The organism is Rugamonas sp. (assembly GCF_025354735.1).
In the GTDB taxonomy this organism is placed as follows: Bacteria; Pseudomonadota; Gammaproteobacteria; order Burkholderiales; family Burkholderiaceae_D; genus Rugamonas.
Genome location: NZ_JANXMI010000320.1, coordinates 1 through 16705 on the forward strand (window position 1 = coordinate 1; position 16705 = coordinate 16705).

At 67.9% G+C, this 16705-nt stretch carries 17 protein-coding genes; 11 read left to right on the plus strand and 6 right to left on the minus strand.

Translation table 11 applies throughout. The annotated features are described in order from the left end of the window. Positions 1-266 precede the first annotated feature (266 nt). Together Q0S71_RS26660 and pnuC are read left to right on the plus strand one after the other, a co-directional pair. Positions 267-1439, plus strand: a complete 1173-nt coding sequence (locus tag Q0S71_RS26660) for a M48 family metallopeptidase (RefSeq protein WP_296002578.1) — start codon at positions 267-269, stop codon at positions 1437-1439. A 33-nt stretch (positions 1440-1472) separates the two neighbouring features. Then, positions 1473-2054, plus strand: a complete 582-nt coding sequence (gene pnuC, locus Q0S71_RS26665) for a nicotinamide riboside transporter PnuC (RefSeq protein WP_296002580.1) — start codon at positions 1473-1475, stop codon at positions 2052-2054. On the opposite strand, the gene Q0S71_RS26670 is transcribed toward pnuC, so the two are convergent. Then, entirely contained in the window at positions 2051-2857 is an 807-nt protein-coding gene (locus tag Q0S71_RS26670; RefSeq protein WP_296002619.1) for a response regulator, read from the minus strand. The genes pnuC and Q0S71_RS26670 overlap by 4 nt on opposite strands. A 222-nt stretch (positions 2858-3079) precedes the next feature. On the opposite strand from Q0S71_RS26670, the gene Q0S71_RS26675 reads away from it, so the two are divergent. From Q0S71_RS26675 to Q0S71_RS26690, 4 genes are read left to right on the plus strand one after another with little or no spacing between them, the layout of a single operon-like run. Beyond that, on the plus strand, positions 3080-3601 hold the full coding sequence (locus Q0S71_RS26675) for a spore coat U domain-containing protein (protein ID WP_296002582.1): 522 nt from the start codon (positions 3080-3082) through the stop codon (positions 3599-3601). A gap of 9 nt (positions 3602-3610) precedes the next feature. After that, positions 3611-4372 (plus strand): molecular chaperone, encoded by a 762-nt coding sequence (locus tag Q0S71_RS26680; protein ID WP_296002583.1) that lies wholly within the window; start codon positions 3611-3613, stop codon positions 4370-4372. 35 nt (positions 4373-4407) lie between these two features. Next, positions 4408-6726: a fimbria/pilus outer membrane usher protein gene (locus Q0S71_RS26685; RefSeq protein ID WP_296002587.1), complete on the plus strand. Its 2319-nt coding sequence runs from the start codon at positions 4408-4410 to the stop codon at positions 6724-6726. Further along, positions 6723-7781 (plus strand): spore coat U domain-containing protein, encoded by a 1059-nt coding sequence (locus tag Q0S71_RS26690; protein WP_296002590.1) that lies wholly within the window; start codon positions 6723-6725, stop codon positions 7779-7781. Before Q0S71_RS26685 ends, Q0S71_RS26690 begins: the two co-directional genes overlap by 4 nt. 117 nt (positions 7782-7898) lie before the next feature. On the opposite strand, the gene Q0S71_RS26695 is transcribed toward Q0S71_RS26690, so the two are convergent. Then, complete coding sequence (locus tag Q0S71_RS26695) at positions 7899-8228, minus strand: hypothetical protein (protein ID WP_296002593.1); 330 nt, start codon at positions 8226-8228, stop codon at positions 7899-7901. 499 nt (positions 8229-8727) lie between these two features. On the opposite strand from Q0S71_RS26695, the gene Q0S71_RS26700 reads away from it, so the two are divergent. Beyond that, positions 8728-9222: a helix-turn-helix domain-containing protein gene (locus Q0S71_RS26700; protein WP_296002596.1), complete on the plus strand. Its 495-nt coding sequence runs from the start codon at positions 8728-8730 to the stop codon at positions 9220-9222. Between the two features lie 25 nt (positions 9223-9247). On the opposite strand, the gene Q0S71_RS26705 is transcribed toward Q0S71_RS26700, so the two are convergent. From Q0S71_RS26705 to Q0S71_RS26715, 3 genes are read right to left on the minus strand one after another with little or no spacing between them, the layout of a single operon-like run. Next, positions 9248-10057 (minus strand): anti-sigma factor, encoded by an 810-nt coding sequence (locus Q0S71_RS26705; protein ID WP_296002598.1) that lies wholly within the window; start codon positions 10055-10057, stop codon positions 9248-9250. Between the two features lie 36 nt (positions 10058-10093). Further along, positions 10094-10606: an RNA polymerase sigma factor gene (locus Q0S71_RS26710; protein WP_296002599.1), complete on the minus strand. Its 513-nt coding sequence runs from the start codon at positions 10604-10606 to the stop codon at positions 10094-10096. Positions 10607-10616: 10 nt separating this feature from the next. Further along, positions 10617-11000 carry a hypothetical protein gene (locus Q0S71_RS26715; protein WP_296002602.1) on the minus strand — a complete coding sequence of 128 codons (384 nt, stop codon included), beginning with the start codon at positions 10998-11000 and terminating at the stop codon, positions 10617-10619. A 149-nt stretch (positions 11001-11149) separates the two neighbouring features. Between Q0S71_RS26715 and Q0S71_RS26720 the strand changes: the two genes are divergently transcribed. Both Q0S71_RS26720 and Q0S71_RS26725 read left to right on the plus strand, forming a co-directional pair. Continuing rightward, positions 11150-12034, plus strand: a complete 885-nt coding sequence (locus Q0S71_RS26720; protein ID WP_296002604.1) for a DUF4142 domain-containing protein — start codon at positions 11150-11152, stop codon at positions 12032-12034. A gap of 90 nt (positions 12035-12124) precedes the next feature. Next, the gene (locus Q0S71_RS26725; RefSeq protein WP_296002606.1) at positions 12125-14962 is read left to right on the plus strand and encodes a diguanylate cyclase; all 2838 of its coding nucleotides are present in this window, start codon (positions 12125-12127) and stop codon (positions 14960-14962) included. A gap of 25 nt (positions 14963-14987) precedes the next feature. Here the strand turns inward: Q0S71_RS26725 and Q0S71_RS26730 are convergent, their stop codons facing one another. Further along, positions 14988-15449, minus strand: coding sequence for an OsmC family protein (locus Q0S71_RS26730; RefSeq protein WP_296002609.1), 462 nt, complete (start codon positions 15447-15449; stop codon positions 14988-14990). Positions 15450-15568: 119 nt separating this feature from the next. Here Q0S71_RS26730 and Q0S71_RS26735 point away from each other — a divergent pair, with 119 nt between their 5' ends. Both Q0S71_RS26735 and Q0S71_RS26740 read left to right on the plus strand, forming a co-directional pair. Further along, positions 15569-16129 carry a DNA-3-methyladenine glycosylase I gene (locus tag Q0S71_RS26735; protein WP_296002612.1) on the plus strand — a complete coding sequence of 187 codons (561 nt, stop codon included), beginning with the start codon at positions 15569-15571 and terminating at the stop codon, positions 16127-16129. A gap of 16 nt (positions 16130-16145) precedes the next feature. After that, a partial coding sequence (locus tag Q0S71_RS26740; protein WP_296002616.1) for an MnmC family methyltransferase occupies positions 16146-16705 on the plus strand: 560 nt, incomplete at its 3' end.

Sequence of the window (16705 nt, forward strand, 5' to 3'; positions counted from 1 at the left end):
CATGGATGTCAAGCAAGTATGTTGCTTATATGCACTAATTTAAAAATAAAAGAATTACAATTGAATAATGTGCTGTTTAGAATAATTCCTTGTCAACGTTTTAATTCAATGGACTTATTGTTATTGTGAATATCATCCACATGGTTTTTAATTATAAATAGTTATATTTTTCGTAAAAATTCATTTAAAATGCGCGCTTGCGGTTGCAATGGCTTGAGGCAGATATGGATTTGGTTTATAAGAGCGAAAAAACACTGTTCATTTTCATGTTGATAATGTCCGTGCTGGCGTGGAGCGCTCTGGCGGCGATCACCGGCGGCCTGGCGCTGGCCGTGTTGCTGTTGTTGATGGGTGTTTATGCTTACGCGCAGTCGGCTTTCGTCGCCCATTTACAGGGTACGGGCGTCAACATCACGCATCAGCAATTTCCCGATTTGATGGCGCGCATAGACACCGCCTGCCGCCGCCTGGGCGTGGAGGTGGCGCCGCCCGCCTATTTATTGCAGGGCGATAGTTTATTCAGCCGCACGGCGACGCGCTTTCCCGGCCGTCAGTTTATCGTGCTGCGCTCCGAACTGATCGATGCGCTGGAAACCCAGCCCGACGCCATCAATTTTTATATCGGCCATGAAGTGGGCCGCATCAAACAGCGCTATCTGCGCTGGTCCGCCCTGTTTTTGCCGGCCTCCGTTATTCCGCTATTGGGCGCCGCTTATTGCCGGGCGCGCATATACAGCTGCGACCGCCACGGATTTCACGCCTGCGACCATCTCGACGGCGCTCAGATCGGGCTGGCCGCGCTGGCGGCCGGCGGCCGCCGCTGGCGCGGCTTGAGCGCGGCCGAGTATGCGCGTCAGGCGCGCGGCGCGTCCGGATTCTGGATGTCCTTCCATGAATTGCTGGCCGACCGGCCCTGGCTGGTCAAGCGCATGGCCGTGGTGCAGGCGCTGGCGCGCGGCGCCGCCGGCGCGCCGCCGGCACGCCACGGCATGGCGTATGTGCTGGCGCTGTGCGTGCCACGGCTGGGCGCGGCCGGCGGCGTCGGCGGCGCCGCCCTGGTGTTGGCGCTGCTCGGCCTGCTGAGCGCCTATGGCCGGCCGGCCTATGCGGCGTATCAGCAGCGCGCCCAGCTGGCGCGGGCTGTCGGCGTGGGGCGCGACGCCAGCGCCGTCGTCGAACGCTATTTCTATGCCAACGGCAAGAGCCCGGCCACGCTGGAACAGGCCGGCTTCGCGCTGGCCGATCCGGGCCACGCCGTGCAGCAGGTCGACGTCGACCCCGGCGATGGCGTGGTGCGGGTGCAGCCGTCCGACCTGGCGCTGCGCGGCAAGACGATTGCGTTCACGCCCAGACTCGATGAGAATAAAAAAATCATGTGGCGCTGCGGCAGCGACGACATTCCGGCCCGGCAATTGCCGCCGGACTGCCGCGGCCGCTAAGCCGCCACCGCCCATCAAAAAAAGGACGCCGGTTTGATCTCTCCCCTGGAAATTGGCGCCAACGTGGTCATGAGCGCCTCCATCGTCCTGGCCGGCCGCAACAACGTTCATTCCTGGTGGTTGGGCGTGCTGGGCTGTTCGATGTTCGCCGTGCTGTTTTACAGCGTCAGGCTGTATGCCGACGTGGCGCTGCAAGCCTTTTTCATCGTCACCTGTGCGCTGGGCTGGCTGAAATGGCTGCGCGGCAATGGCGGCGCCGCCTTGCCGATCTCGACCGTCCGGCTCGCCGCGCTGGGCCTGATGCTGGCCGTCGGCGTGGCCGCCACCGTGGCCTACGGCATGATGTTGCGGGCTTACACCCAGGCCTATGCGCCCTTCATCGATTCGGCCGTGCTGGTGTTCAGCATCGTGGCCCAGTTGCTGCTGATGGGGCGGCGGGTGGAAAACTGGCCGTTCTGGCTGCTGGTCAACACCATCTCGGTGCCGCTGTACGCCAGCCGCGGCCTGTACCTGACGGCGCTGCTGTATGCGGCCTACTGGGTCAACGCGCTGGTGTCGTGGTTGTTCTGGCGGCGCCAGATGGCCGCGCCGCCGGCCGCCGGCGCGCTGCGCTAGTGGCGCGCGCTCTTTTCGTCATGCATGGCGTGGCGGTAGGCGCTGGGCGTGACGCCCATCCGTTCGCGGAAGGCGGTGGCGAAGTTGCCGGCGTTGTTGAAGCCGATCAGCAGGGCGATATCTTGCACGTCGATGTCGGTTTCTGACAACAGTTGCACGCCGCGCGCTATCCTTTCCTCGCGGATGAAGGCGAACACGGTCATGCCGGTCTGTTCGCGGAACAGCTGCGACAGCTTTTCGCGGTAGGTGCCGACGCTGCGCGCGATGTCGGTCAGGCAGGGCACGCTGGCCAGGCTGTCGCTGATGAGGCGCTTGGCGGCGCTGACGATGACGGCGTCCGGCGCGCTGCCGGCGGCCGGTTCGGCCCCGGCCTCGGCCTCGGCCTCCGGCTCGGGCCCGGCGCTGGCGCGCTGCACCAGGTTCAGGTGGACGTTGATGCGGGCCGCCAGCTCGCCCGGCGTGAACGGCTTGGACACATAGTCGACGCCGCCTATCGACAGCCCCATGATGCGCTCGTCCGCGCCGTCGGCGCCGCTGAGGAAGATGACCGGTATGTGCTGGGTCGCCGGGTTGGCCTTGAGCAGGCGGCAAGCCGTGTAGCCGTCCATATTGGGCATGCGCACGTCGAGCAGGATCAGGTCCGGCTGGTTGGCCAGCGCCAGTTGATAGCCTTGCAGGCCGTTGAAGGCGACCGAGATCCGGTACGACTGCTCGCTGAGCAGTTCCATCAGCACGCGCTGCTCGAACGCGGAGTCGTCCACGATCAAGATAGTGCGCGCTGGTGGCTGGTGGCTGGTGTGCATGGTCTCGATCTCATGCGAGGTGATACGCATATATCAACTCTTGTTGCGTATTATGCCTATCTTTTCAAAAATTTTAATAGTTTTCTCTGCCAGCAAAAGCGCCACCACTTGTAGCAAAAGCGCGGCTTTTTTAGATCGACAATAATGCAATCGAGTGTTGAGCAAGGGCAATTAATCTAATGTCCGAGGCCAACAACTCACCATCGATCTCTGGAGGCTACCATGCTCAGCACCTGTCCTTCCCGCGTCCTCCCACTGGCCGTCGCGCTCAGCGCGTTGTGTTTCGCCAGTGCCGACGCCGCCGTCTATAGCAATGGCAACAAAACCACAAGCTTCGACACCACGCTGCAAATCATCGCCGACTGCACCATCAACGCCGTCCCGCTCGACTTCGGCCAGACCCAGGGCGTGCTGGCCACGGCCGTGACGATCAACACCACCATCGGCGTCACCTGCACCAACACCACCCTCTACAATTTGGGCCTGAACGCCGGCAACGGCACCGGCTCGACCATCAGTGCGCGCACCATGAGCGGCACCGGCGGCAACACCGGCACCATCGCTTACAACCTGTCGCTGACGGCCGGCGGCGGCAACTGGGGCAACACCCAGGGCACCGACACCAAGAGCGGCACCGGCAGCGGCACGCTGCAAACGGTGACCGTCTACGGCCAGGTGCCGCCCCAGCTCACGCCGGCGCCGGATACCTACAAGTCCACCATCACCGCCACCGTCTATTTTTAAGGCGTCACCATGCGCGCCCTGACCGCCCGCCGCCCGCTGCTGTTGCCGTTGCCGCTGTTGCCACCGCTGCTGCTGTTGCCACCGCTGCTGCTGTGGCAAGGCGGCGCGAGCGCGGCCAATCTGCAGATTTCGCCGGTCACCATCAGCCTGCACGCGGGCCAGGGCGCGGCCGGGGTCAGCCTGCAAAACCAGGGCGAGGCGCCCGTCTACGGCCAAGTGCGCGTGTATCTGTGGGAACAGAAGGATGGCGACGACGTGCTCACGCCGACCCAGGAAATGGTGGCCAGCCCCCCCATCATCGAAATCGCGGCGAAAAACAGCCAGATCATCCGTCTGGTGCGGCGCGCCGAGCAGGCGCCGGCGACCGAACTGTGCTACCGCGTGCTGATCGACGAGATCCCGCGCGACGACGGCTCGCCCAACAGCGGCGTCGATATCCGGCTGCGCTATTCGGTGCCGCTGTTCGCGCTGCCGGCCGACGAGCGCGGACTGCCGGCGCTGACCTGGACCGTGTACAAAAAGGATGGCGACTGGATGTTGCGGATTCGCAACGGCGGTCAGCTGCACGCGCAGATAGGGTCGCTGACGCTGAGCAATCGCGCCGGACTGTCCTTCGTCATCGCCCAGGGCCTGTTCGGCTACGCGCTGGCGGGCCGGGCGCGCGAGTGGCGCTTGCCGGTGGCCAAGGATGCGGATTTAACCGGGCCGTTGGCGGTCAAGGCCATGATTAACGCCAGGCCGCTCGCCGCCAGCAGTAGCGAGGCGCAATAGGAGGTGGGGCAGCGGATTTTTTCGCAAAGGACAAGATGACGGAGATCAGGCGCACCTGGATTCGGCTGCTCAGCATCGCCCTGCTGGCCAGCCTGTGCCTATCCCCAGTACGCGCCCAAACCACGGCGCCGCAGCAAGACGAGCTTTATCTGGAGGTGACTTTGAACGGCGAAGCAACAGGCTTGATATTGCGCTTCACGCAGGGCAAGGCCGGCCTGCGCAGCAGCGTGCAAAATCTGCGCGACCTGGGCCTCGATCCCGCCCTGTTCGGCGTGCGGGGCGACGCCGATTTCGAGCTCGACGCCGTGCGCGGCTTGAGCTACCAGTACGATGCGGCAGGCCAAAGCATCGCGCTCAAGGTCAGCGACGCCCTGCGCGCGCCGCTGGCGCTGGATGCGCGCACGCTGCGCAAGGCCGGCCCGGCGACGGTGACGCCGGGCTTGGTGCTCAATTACGACAGTTACGTCCAGCTCGGCAGCGAGGCGCGCCTGGCCCTGGTCAACGAGCTGCGCTATTTCAACCAGGCCGGCGTGTTCACGAACACCGGCGTGCTCAATGTCGACCACCGTGTGCGCCAGTATTTGCGCTACGACACCAGCTGGAGCCATTCCGACCCCGACACGCTGCGCAGCTGGCAAGTGGGCGACCTGATTTCCTCGTCGCTGAGCTGGAGCCGCTCGGTGCGCATGGGGGGCTTGCAGTGGCGCAAGAGTTTCGACTTGCGGCCCGACTTGCTGACCTATCCCGTGGCCAGCCTGAACGGCTCGGCCGTCGTGCCCAGCGCCGTCAGCCTGTACGTCAACGGCGTGCGCCAGGTCGACACCACCGTGCCGGGCGGCCCCTTCATCATCAACCAGGTGGCCGGCATCAGCGGCGCGGGGCTGGCCACGCTGGTGACGCATGACGCCACCGGCCGCGCCATCTCGACCACGCTGCCCCTGTACGTGGACACGCGGCTGTTGGCCGCCGGCCTCGACGATTACTCGCTGGAGCTGGGCGCCTTGCGGTGCGGCTACGGCAGCCTGTCCTTCGACTATGCGCGCACGCCGGCCGTCAGCGCCTCGCTGCGGCGCGGCGTCAGCGACCAGTTCACGGTGGAAGCCCACGCCGAAGCGGGCACCGGCGTCGCCAACGGCGGCGCCGGCGCCTTGCTGGCGCTGGGCCAGGCCGGCGTCGTCAACGGCGCGCTGGCCGCCAGCGCCGGCGGCGGCGGAGGAGGGGGCCAGCTCAGCGTCGGCTACCAGTATCTGAGCGGCCGCTTCAGCGTCGACACGCAAAGCACGCGCGCCACGTCGCGCTACAGCGACCTGGGCACGACCAGCGGCGCGCCGGTGACGCGGGCGGCCGACCGCGTCAGCGTGACCAAGGGCTTGTTCGGCGGCCAGAGCGTCAGCCTCAGCTATGTAAGCTCGCACACGCCGGCCGTGGCGCCGGCGCGGGTGGTGTCGCTCAGCTATACGGCCACCCTGGTCGGCGGCCTGTACGGCAGCGTCAGCGCTTTCCGCGACTTGAACGACCACCGCACCAGCGGCCTGTTCTTCAGCCTCAGCATGGCCTTCGGCCGGGTCTCGGCCACCGCCACCAGCGGCCGCCAGGACGGCGTCGCCAACCGCGCGCTGACGCTGTCGCGCGCGCCCGACTTCGGCGGCGGCTTCGGCTGGGCCCTGCAATCGGGCACGCAGGGCCGGACCCCGTTGCGCCAGGCGCAGATTCAATATCTGGGCAACGACGGCCAGATCACGGCCCAGACCAATAGCAACGGCGCCAACCGCAGCTCGGCGCTCGACCTGAACGGCGCGCTGGTGTTGATGGACGGCAGCCTGCAAGCGGCGCGCCAGGTCGGCGCCGTCTTCGCGCTGGTGTCGACCGAGGGCGTGGCCGGCGTGCCGGTGCTGCAGGAAAACCGCGAAATCGGCAAGACCGACCGCGGCGGCCACCTGCTGGTGCCCAATCTGAATCCCTATCTGAACAACGAGGTCGGCATCGACACCACCGCCCTGCCGCTCGACGCCCGCATCGCCACCACCCATTTGACCGTGGTGCCGAGCCGGCTGGCCGGCGTGCTGGCGCTGTTCAAGGTCGAGCATTACACGGCGGCCAGCATCATCTTGCACGGCGCCGACGGCAAGCCGCTGGCGGTCGGCACCGCCGTGCGGCACGTGGAAAGCGGCGCCGGCTCGGTGGTCGGCTACGACGGCGTGGCCTTCATCGACAACTTGAAGGATGACAATCATTTGCGGGTCGGCAGCGGCGTCGACGCCTGCGTGGTGCGCTTCGCCTACCGCCCCAATCCGGACGGCAGCCTGCCGGTCATCGGTCCCTTGCTGTGCCTGGCCGTTGAGGTGACGCCATGACGCGCGCCCGGCCCAGCTTGCTGCGCCGGGCCGCCGGCACGCTGCTGGCGGCGCTGTCCCTGCTGCTGGCGCTGGGCGGCACGGCGCGCGCCGACGATTGCAGCATGACCATGACGACCGTGAACTTCGGCGCCGTCAGCCCGATCTCCAGCAGCGACTACACCAGCACCGGCACCCTGGGCGTGACTTGCAACTGGACCGGGCTGGTGACGGTCATCGTGGGGGCCGTCAGCACCACCTTGATCATCTTCCCCAATGTGCAAGTGTGCGTGAGCCTGAACACCGGCACCAACTCGGTGGGCACGTCGGCCGCGCCGCGCAATATCGGCGGCCTGCTCAATTACAACCTCTACCTCGATTCCGGCTATGGCACCGTGTGGGGCGGGGCTTCGGCGTCGGGCGCGCCGACCCCGTTCACGGCGCTGTTGAGCGCGCCCATCCTCACCGCCGCCACCTCGCTCAGCAAGAGCTTTACGCTGTACGGCAAGATTCCGGCCGGCACCGCGTTGGCCGCCGTGCCCACCGTGGCCAACGCCGACACGCCCTATGTGTCGACGTTTTCGGCCGGGGCCGTCACGCTGAGCTACCAGTTTTACGCGCTGATCGTGCCGCCGGCCTGCCCGACCCTCAACCCGACCACCGCCACCACCTTCAACGTCCAGGCCACGGCCATCAACAATTGCAATATCGCCGTCGGCAGCCTGGGCTTCGGCAGCAGTTCGCTGCTCAGCGGGCCGGTGTCGACCAGCAGTTCCCTGTCGATCCAGTGCACCAACAACAACTCTTACCAGATCGCCCTCAACGGTGGCACCGTCAGCGGCAACGTCGCCAGCCGCAAGATGAAAAACACCGGCACGGCGGAGACCATCAGTTATCGCATATCACCGACCTCGGGCGGCACGATCTGGGGCGATGGTACGGGCTCGACCGTGATGGTGTCCGGCGTCGGCACGGGCGCGGCGCAGTCGGTGACGCTGTTCGGCCAGGTGCCGGCGCAGAGCACGCCGTCGCCGGGCGATTACAAGGATACGGTGACGGCCACGGTGTCGTTCTGAGGCGCCGCGGCCCGCAGGGGCGGCGCGTCGGGACGGTGGGAGGGAGCGATGGTGCGGCGTTGGCCGCTGGAGGGGTTGCCGCGTCGTGCGGTGCGCGGACCGCCCGGTGGCGGGCGCTTAGAAGTAGATGGTCCAGTCCTGGGCGCCGGCCGCCGGGCGGATCGCCTGGACGTTGCTGTCGCCGCTGCTGCCGATGTTGGCGCCGGCCTTGTCGATGCCGCGGGTCACCAGGTAAGGCGTGCTGAGCTGGCAAGCGACGGCGGGGCGGGCGGCGGCGGCCTTGTTGGCCGGGGTGGTGGCGGCGCTGGCTGTGGCGCCAGCCTGCACGTTGCAGGAATCTTTGACGACGAAGCTCACCTGGAAACTGGCGGAGCGGGTACCGGCGGCGCTGGCCAGGAGTGGCAGGCTGAACAGGACGGCGGCGAAGAGTTTGCTGGTCGTTTTCATAATTAACACACGTTTTCAGGGTGCGTAGCCAAATCGATCGATGAGAGCCACGAAACCGGACATAGAGGGCGCCACATGAATCTGGGTGGCGTCGCTTAGATAAGTCCGGTTCCTGATGAGGTGGCTTTCAGGGCAGCTGGAATGTATCTACAGGAAGTAATTTTACCCGTAAAAAACATTCTCACGCTTTCCCACATTTTACACAGGAATTGCCGTACGTAAATATCGTGATTTTTGGTGAGTTTTGAGTGTGGTTTTTTGGCCCTTGTTCGGGGCGATTTTTTGAGGTGGAAAAACAGGGGTTTTCATAGGGAAAATTGGGAAAAAAAAGCCGCCGGAAATCGGCCAAAGTTTCTCCATAAAAATACGCACATTGTCACACCTGTAGGCACGCCATAAAAAGTCACTAATTCTTGCATCTATCTTGCAAGTTACTCGTTGTTCGGAGCGTCACGTTGAAGGTTTTTTTCGAACTGTTCGTATAGAAAAGGAGTCAATCATGAAACATACCGATTTTGGACGCATGCTGTGCCCGATCGCTCGCAGCCTTGGCAAAGTGGGGGAGTGGTGGAGCATCCTGATTTTGCGCGACGCGTTTTACGGCCTGTCGCGCTTCGACGAGTTCGAGAAGAGCTTGAAGATCGCCCCCAATATGCTGACGCGGCGCCTGGCCGGCCTGGTCGAGGGCGGACTGATGGAGCGGCGCCAGTACAGCGCCCGGCCCCCGCGCTATGAATATCTGTTGACCAAGTCCGGTCGCGACTTCAAACCGGTGCTGCTGGCCTTCATCGGCTGGGGCAACGACCATCTGGCGCCGGAAGGGGCCAGCCTGCTGGTGGTGAGCCGCGAAACGGGCAAGCCGGCCGACCAGGTGCTGGTCGACGCCAACAGCGGCTTGGCCATCAACGACGAGGACTATATGTTCGCGCCGGGCCCGGCCGCCAGCGAAGGCATGCGCTCGCGTCTGATCGAAGTGGGCAAGCACGCCCATTGACGGCGCAGCGGCAGCCGGCGGCCGCTCAGGGCGCCGGTTGCAGCTGCACGTAGACGGCGTCGGCGATCTTGCCCAGCGCATCCTTGCCGATGGCCGCCGACAGCGCGTAGCCGAACTTGCCGTCGATCCAGTAGAACACGCCGACCCGGCCTTCCTGCGCAAAGCGGAAGCCGGTGTCGCTGTTGCGGCTCTGCTCGGTTGACACATACAGCGTCAGCCGCTGGCCGCCGGCGTCGTGGTACATGAACTGGGCCACCGGGCCGCTCTGGCCGGGCAGCAAACGTCCGCCCATCAATTCATAGCCGAGGCGCTGTAATTGCGGCGGCCGCAGCGGCGCGCCCAGCCGTTTGGACAGCCACGCCACCAGGTGCTCCTGCTGGTCGGCGCCGACCTCGACCGGATGCCGCACCTCCGGCGTATACACGGCGTAGGCGACGGCCGCCCGCTGCGCCAGCGCCGCCGGCGCGGCATGGTCGGCATTGGCCGCGCCGTCATCGGCCCGGTCGGCCGCGCCATGCAGCAGCCAGCCGGCGCCGCCGCCGGCCAGCGTCAGCGCCAGCATCGCCGCGCCGCGCGCCCATTGCCCGGCCCGGCGGCTGCGCCACAAGCGCCAGGCCGGCCGCGCGATATGGTCGAGCCGGCCGGGCAAGGCTTCGTCGAGCACCGGGTTGTACAGCGTGCGCAGCGCCACGGCTTGCTGGCGGTAGGCGTGCAGCCGTTCGGCCTCGACCGGGCGGGCGGCCAGGTAGGCGGCCACGTCGGCCTGGCGCGCGGCCGGCAGCACGCCGTCGACCCAGGCGTGCAGCTCGGCTTCCGTGACGGGACTGGCGTTCATGTGCACACTTTCTGCTTGGGCGTCATCGTGCGGCCCTCATTTGACGACTTTGAGCGGCGCGGCCACCGGCCGGCCCAGCATCAGCAGGCGCAGCCGTTCGCGCGCGCGCGACAGCCGCGACATCACCGTGCCGCGCGGAATATTCAGGGCGGCGGCCACCTCGTCGTAACTCAGTTCTTCCAGCGCCACCAGCAGCAGCACCTCGCGCTGCTCGGCCGGCAGCAGTTGCAGCGCCGTCGCCATGTCGCGCAATTCGAGGCCGTCGCGGTGCGGCGTGCTGGGCTCGGCCGACGGCGGCGCGCGCTCGTCGTCCAGCGCCACCGTGGCCAGGGCCGGCCGGCGCAGCCGGTCGACGTGCAGATTGTGCATGATGCCGAACAGCCAGGCCCGCATGTCGCTGCCGCGGCGCCACGACGCCAGCTTGTCCCAGCCGCGTTCCATGGTGTCCTGCACCAGGTCGTCGGCGGCGGCGCGGTCGCCCAGCAGCGCCCGCGCGTAGCGGCGCAGGCGCGGCAGGCAGGCGATCAGGCGCGCGCTGTCGTCGTGCATGGGAGAACGCTCAATCCTTGGCGACGTGCCACACGTTCTTGAAGCCGTCGCCCAGGCGGTCGCCGGCCTTCACATCCTTTTTGAAGGTGTACAGCGGCTTGCCCTTGTAGGCCAGCTGCTTGGCGCCGTCGTCGCGCGTGATGGCGCTGTAGGGCGGGGCGACGTCGGCCGGCGCGGCGACGGCCGGCCAGTTGTCGGCGCAGCCGCCGTTGCACATGCTCTTGCCGCTCTCGGCGGGGTCGGCGTCGAAGGTGTAGACGGTCATGCCGGCGCTGTTGACGAGCATGCCGTCGTGCTTCATCAGCGGTTCGGCGGCCGTGGCGGCGCCGCACAGCAACAGGGCGGCGAAGGTGGAGAGGATGGCGCTGCTGCGGCGCTGGCTGATAAGGTGCATGGCGATTCCTTGGTGACGGTTGAGGGGAGGCGGGACTTGCTATGGGGGCTTGCCATTGCGTATACGTAAGGTGCGCCCGGCATATTCCATGGCCCGTAAAATAAATTTTGTACAAGGTTCAGGATAGATCAACTTACCGGAGAATGCCGATGAAAACCCCTATCGTGTCACCCCGATTGTTCCGCGTGGCGCTGCTCGCCGGCCTGTTTGGCGTATGGAACGCGGCCGGCGCGCAAAACCAGGCCGCCAATCCGCCGGCCGTGCCGGCCAACGCGGCCGGCAACGACGTCGCGCCGCAGAGCGATCCCGTGCAGAACGCCGTGCCGCCGGTCGCCACCACCCGCGCCGATCCGAACGCGCCGGCCGTGCGCGACGGCATGGACCAAAGCGGCGCTTCCGGCACGCAGGGCCGCAGCGCCAGCTCCGGCACCCTGAACCGGACCGACCAGCGCATCCTCGCCGACCTGGCCCAGGCCAACTTGAACGAGGTGGCGGCGGCCCAGCTGGCCACGCAGAAATCGCAAAACGCCGACGTCCAGCAATTCGCCCGGCAAATGACGACCGACCATGGCCAGGCCTTGCAGGACGTGCAGGCGATGGCCCAGAACAAGGGCGTGATGCTGCCGACGGCCGCCGACGCCAAGCAGCAGCAAATGGACGCCAAACTCGGGCAGCTGAGCGGCGCCGCCTTCGACCAGGCTTATCTGGAACGGGCCGGCGTGACGGCCCACAAGCAGGCGCACGCCATGCTGGCCCGCGCCCAGTCGCGCGCGACCGATCCCGACCTGAAGGCGCTGGTGGCGAAAATGCAGCCCACCGTCGACCAGCACCTGGCGACGGTGCAGCAGCTGGCCGCCGCCAACTCGGGCGGCGGCGGCAGCAGCGGCGCCAGCGGCACGCGCGGCGTCAGCGCCGGCGGCAACCCGAACGCGGCCACCAGCGGCAACACCGACAGCCCGCTCGATCCGAATAAGCCGGCCACGCACCCGCCGTCGAAGGCGGGCACGTCCAGCAGCGCGCCGACGCGGCAATAAGCGTCCGGCGCGGACGACGGCCCGGCCCGCAAACTGTGAAATAATGCGACTGCATGGATTGCATGCAGGAAAGCACAACAACAGGCCGGGGTGACGCACGTGGAGATGTTCGCGCTCGATGAAGAGCTGACGCGGTGGGAGGCGGAGTTGCCGTCCCTGGCGGCACAGGCGCGCCTACCGCATCTGGCGGCGCTGGCCTGGCACCGGCGCCAGCGCGACCCGGCGCTGGCCCGCTCGCTGGCGGCCGACGCGGCGCCGCTGGTGGCGCAACTGCCGGCGGCCGGGCGCGGCGCCTGGACGGCGCGCTTCCTGCTGGTGGCGGCCGAAGCCCTGTGGCTGGACGGCGCGCTCGACCAGTCGCAAGCCGATGCCGACGCCGCCCTGGCCCTGTTCACGCCGGCCGGCGACGCGCGCGGTTGCGCCGACAGCCACTGGCTGATGGCGTGGATCGCCCATGACCGTGGCGACTGCGAGCGCAGCGACGCCGAACTGGCCGCCGCCGCCGTCCACGCCCGCGCCGCCGGCGACGCCGTGCGCGCCGACGTCATCGACGCCGCCGCCGCCCTGTTCACCGTGCTCGGCAACCTGCAGGCGGCCGCCGCGCGCTGGGGCGGGCGCTTCGGCAGCGAGCTGGGCGCGCTGCACCCGGCGGCGGCCGGCTGGATCAGCGACTTTTTCGGCACCAGCGCCTTCCAGCGCAGCGATTTCGGCCGCGCCATCGGCCACCTGATGCTGACCTACGAGGCGGCGGCGGCGACCGGCCAGCGCCGCCGCGCCATCATCGTCGCCACCAATATCGGCAACGCCTACACCAGCCTGAACGCGCACGACGCCGCGCTCGAATGGATGCAGCGCGGCCTCGACCTGGCGCGTCCCACGGGCTGGCCGATGAGCCTGGGCCCGGCGCTCATGCAGACCGCCGAAACGCTGCGCCAGCTGGGCCAGCGCGAAGCGGCCCAGGACTTGCTGCGCGAGGCGCTGCACACGCTGGCGCCGCTGCGCGGTTCGCGCGCCTACGCGGTGGCGCTCGAATACCAGGCCGACCTGGCGCTCGACCTCGGCAACTATGCGGCCGCGCTCGACAGCTTCACCCGGCTCGAACAACGCGGCAACGCCCTGTGCCAGGCCGACTTCCAGAGCAGCGCGCGGCGCGGCCAGGCGCACGCGCTGTCGCACATGGCGCGCCCGGACGAGGCGCTGCGCGTGGCCGGCGCCGCGCTGACCCTGGCGCGCGAGCACGGCGACGCCTACAACCAGATCGCCGCCCTCAACGTGCTGGCCGCCATCCATGCCCGCCACGCGCTGCCGGCGCCGGCGCCGCTGCAAGCGCCGACGGCCGTGCTGCACTATCTGCAACTGGCGCTGCAACTGGCCGGCGCCATCGACGGCTACAGCGTGCCGACCTCGCTGCTCGACGCCGCCGCCCGCGCCTACGCGGCCCACGGCGACCACGCCCGGGCCTACGAGATCGCCTTGCAGGCCGGCGCCGCGCGCGACCAGACCCACAGCCAGCAAGCGACCAACCGCGCCATCGCCATGCGCATGCAGCACCAGACCGAGCGCGCCCGGACCGAGGGCGAGCACCACCGCCAGCTGGCGGCGGCCGAGGCGCAGCGCGCCGCCGTGTTGCAGCAGACCGGCGCCACGCTGGCCCACCTGAGCGCCGTCGGCCAGGAAATCACGGCCCACCTCGACGCCGCCGCCGTGTTCCGCGCGCTCGACCGCCACGTCCACGGCCTGCTCGACGCCTTCCACTTCGCCATCTTCCTGCTCGAACCGGACGGCCTGCACCTGCGTTGCGCCTTCGGCGTCGAGGACGGCAAGACGCTGCCGGCCATGCGGCTGTCGCTGAACGACGCCAGCGCCACGTCGGCGCGCTGCGTGCGCGAGCGGCGCGAAATCCTGCTCGAGCTGACCGGCGGCGCGTGCCGGCCCAACCTGATCCCCGGCACGCGGCCGACGCTGACGCTGTTGTTCGCGCCGCTGCGCATCGGCGAGCGGGTGCTGGGCGTGATGACGGCGCAGTCGCTGCTGCCGGGCGCGTACGGCGAGCGCGAGCGGCTGATCTTCCGCACGCTGTGCGCCTATGGCGCCATCGCCCTCGACAACGCCAGCGCCTATCTTCAAGTGGCCGCCACGCTCAAGACGCTGAGCGCGACCCAGGCCCAGCTGCTGGAAAAAAACCTGGAACTCGAGCGCGCCTACCGGGCGCTGGAGGAAGTGAGCCTGACCGACCAGCTGACCGGCCTGCGCAACCGCCGCTACTTCCTGCAACACGTCGACGCCGACATCGCGCTGAGCCTGCGCCGCCACGACGAACCGTCGCGTGCCGACCCGGACCGCGACCGCGACCTGGTGTTCTTCATGGTCGACATCGACCACTTCAAGGAAGTCAACGACCTCCACGGCCACGCCGCCGGCGATGTGGTGCTGGTGCAGATGCAGGAACGGTTGCGCGCCGTGTTCCGCGAATCGGACTACCTGATCCGCTGGGGCGGCGAGGAATTCCTCGTGCTGGCGCGCGCCACCCCGCGCGGCGACGCCGGCGTGGTCGCCGAACGGATGTGCGCCGCCGTCGCCAACCGGCCCTTTGTGCTGCCCGACGGCACGCCGCTGGTCAAGACCTGTTCGATCGGCTTCGCCTGCTTCCCCTTCCTGCCGGAGCAGCCGCGCTTGCTGTCCTGGTCGCAGGTGGTGGAACTGGCCGACCAGGGCCTGTACATCGCCAAGCGTTCCGGCCGCAACGCCTGGGCCGCGCTCTACAGCACCGCGCGCACGCGGGCCGACGGCCTGTTCCCGCGCCTGATGCGCCAGCTCGACGAGGCCGTCGCCGACGGCGAAGTGACGCTGTTCACCAACCTGAGCGCGCCGCCGACGCTGGACGGCGACCGCCGCCGCCTCGGCCTGGCCAGCGACCTCGAATTGTGAACGGCGCCGCGGCCGCGCCGCGCCGTCACGCGCCCGCGTCGACCACCACCTCCGTCTTCAGCGAATTGGCGATGTAGCACTGCGCGTGCGCCGCGTGATGGATGGCGGCCAGCTCGTCGGCGCCCGGCGGCGCGCTACCGGCGAAGGCGATGGCCGGCCGCAGCGTGATGCGCGTCATCGCCATCCGCCCGCGCTCATCCTGGCCCAGCACGCCGACGGCGTGGTCGCGGTAATGGTCGACCGTGTGTCCGCGCCGGGCCGCGATCGACAGGAAGAACAGCATATGGCAGCTGGACGCGGCGGCCACCAGCGCCTCTTCCGGATCGACGCCGGCCGGGTCCGACATCGGCAGCGGCACCGACAGCGGCGACGACGACGCCGGCGCCACCAGGCCGCCGTCGAAGCGCCACGCATGCGCGCGGCTGTAGCGCTGATCGAGAAAATCCTGGCCGTCGCGCCGCCACTCCACGGTTGCTTCAAATTGCATGTCTGCTCCTGATGATGGGGGATGCCCCGGGTCCGCGCCCATTTTATCAAGATCACCGCGCTTGCCGCGCCTGCCTCACTTGTTATACTGGCCGCCTTGTCCATCCGACTTCGCGCCTCATGACACACACCCGCTGCAGCTGGGCCAACATGGCCAACCCCCTTTACATCGATTACCACGACAGCGAATGGGGCGTGCCCTGCCATGACGAGAACCGGCTGTTCGAGATGCTCAACCTGGAAGGCGCGCAGGCGGGACTGAGCTGGGAGACCATCCTCAACAAGCGCGCCAACTACCGCGCCGCCTTCGACGGCTGGGACGCGGAAAAAATCGCCGCCTACGACGCCGCCAAAGTGGCCGAGCTGCTGGCCAACGCCGGCATTGTGCGCAACCGCCTGAAAGTGGCGGCCGCCATCACCAACGCGCAAGCCTATCTGCGGCTGCGCGCCGAGGGCTCCAGCCTCGATCAATTCCTGTGGGCCTACGTCGGCGGCACGCCCATCGTCCACCGCGACGGCCCGCGTCCGGCCAAGACCGAGCTGTCGGACCGCCTCTCCAAAGACCTCGCCAAGCGCGGTTTCAAATTCGTCGGCTCGACCATTATTTATGCGTATATGCAGGGCATAGGCATGGTCAACGATCACGACCCGGCCTGCTTCCGCCACGCGGCGGTCGGCTGACCCCGGACCTCGCATCGTGAGCGCGCGCCACGTCATCCTCGCCACCGACTTCGGCGACGGCCAGCACTTCTGCGCGACGTGGGCGGCGTGGCGGGCCGACGCCGACGCGCAGGCGGCCGGCCGCGCGCTGCACTACCTCGCCATCGCGCCGCAGGCGCCGGCGGCGTCCCGGCTGGCGTCGTCGGAGCTGGCGCCCGCCGCGCTGGCGCAGCTGCGCGCCATGTGGCCGCCTTTGGTGCCGGGCGTGCACCGCCTGCTGCTCGATGACGGCCGCGTCACGCTCGACCTGATGATAGGCGCGCTGGACGACGTGCTGCCGCAGCTCGACGCCCGCGTCGATCACTTCCACCTGCCCGTCGCCGCGTCCGCGCGGGCGCTGGCCAAACTCGCCGTGCAGGGCGCCACGTTGCTGGCGCGCGCGCCCGACGAGGCCCAGGTGTGGGCGCTCACGCGGGCCGGCTTTGTCTGCGCGGCGCCGGCCGGCAGCGACGACATCCGCGCCGTCTACGCCAGCCGCCAGCCGCCGCCGGCCGCGCCGCCGCCACCGCAGCGGCGCGCCGTCGTCATCGGCGCCGG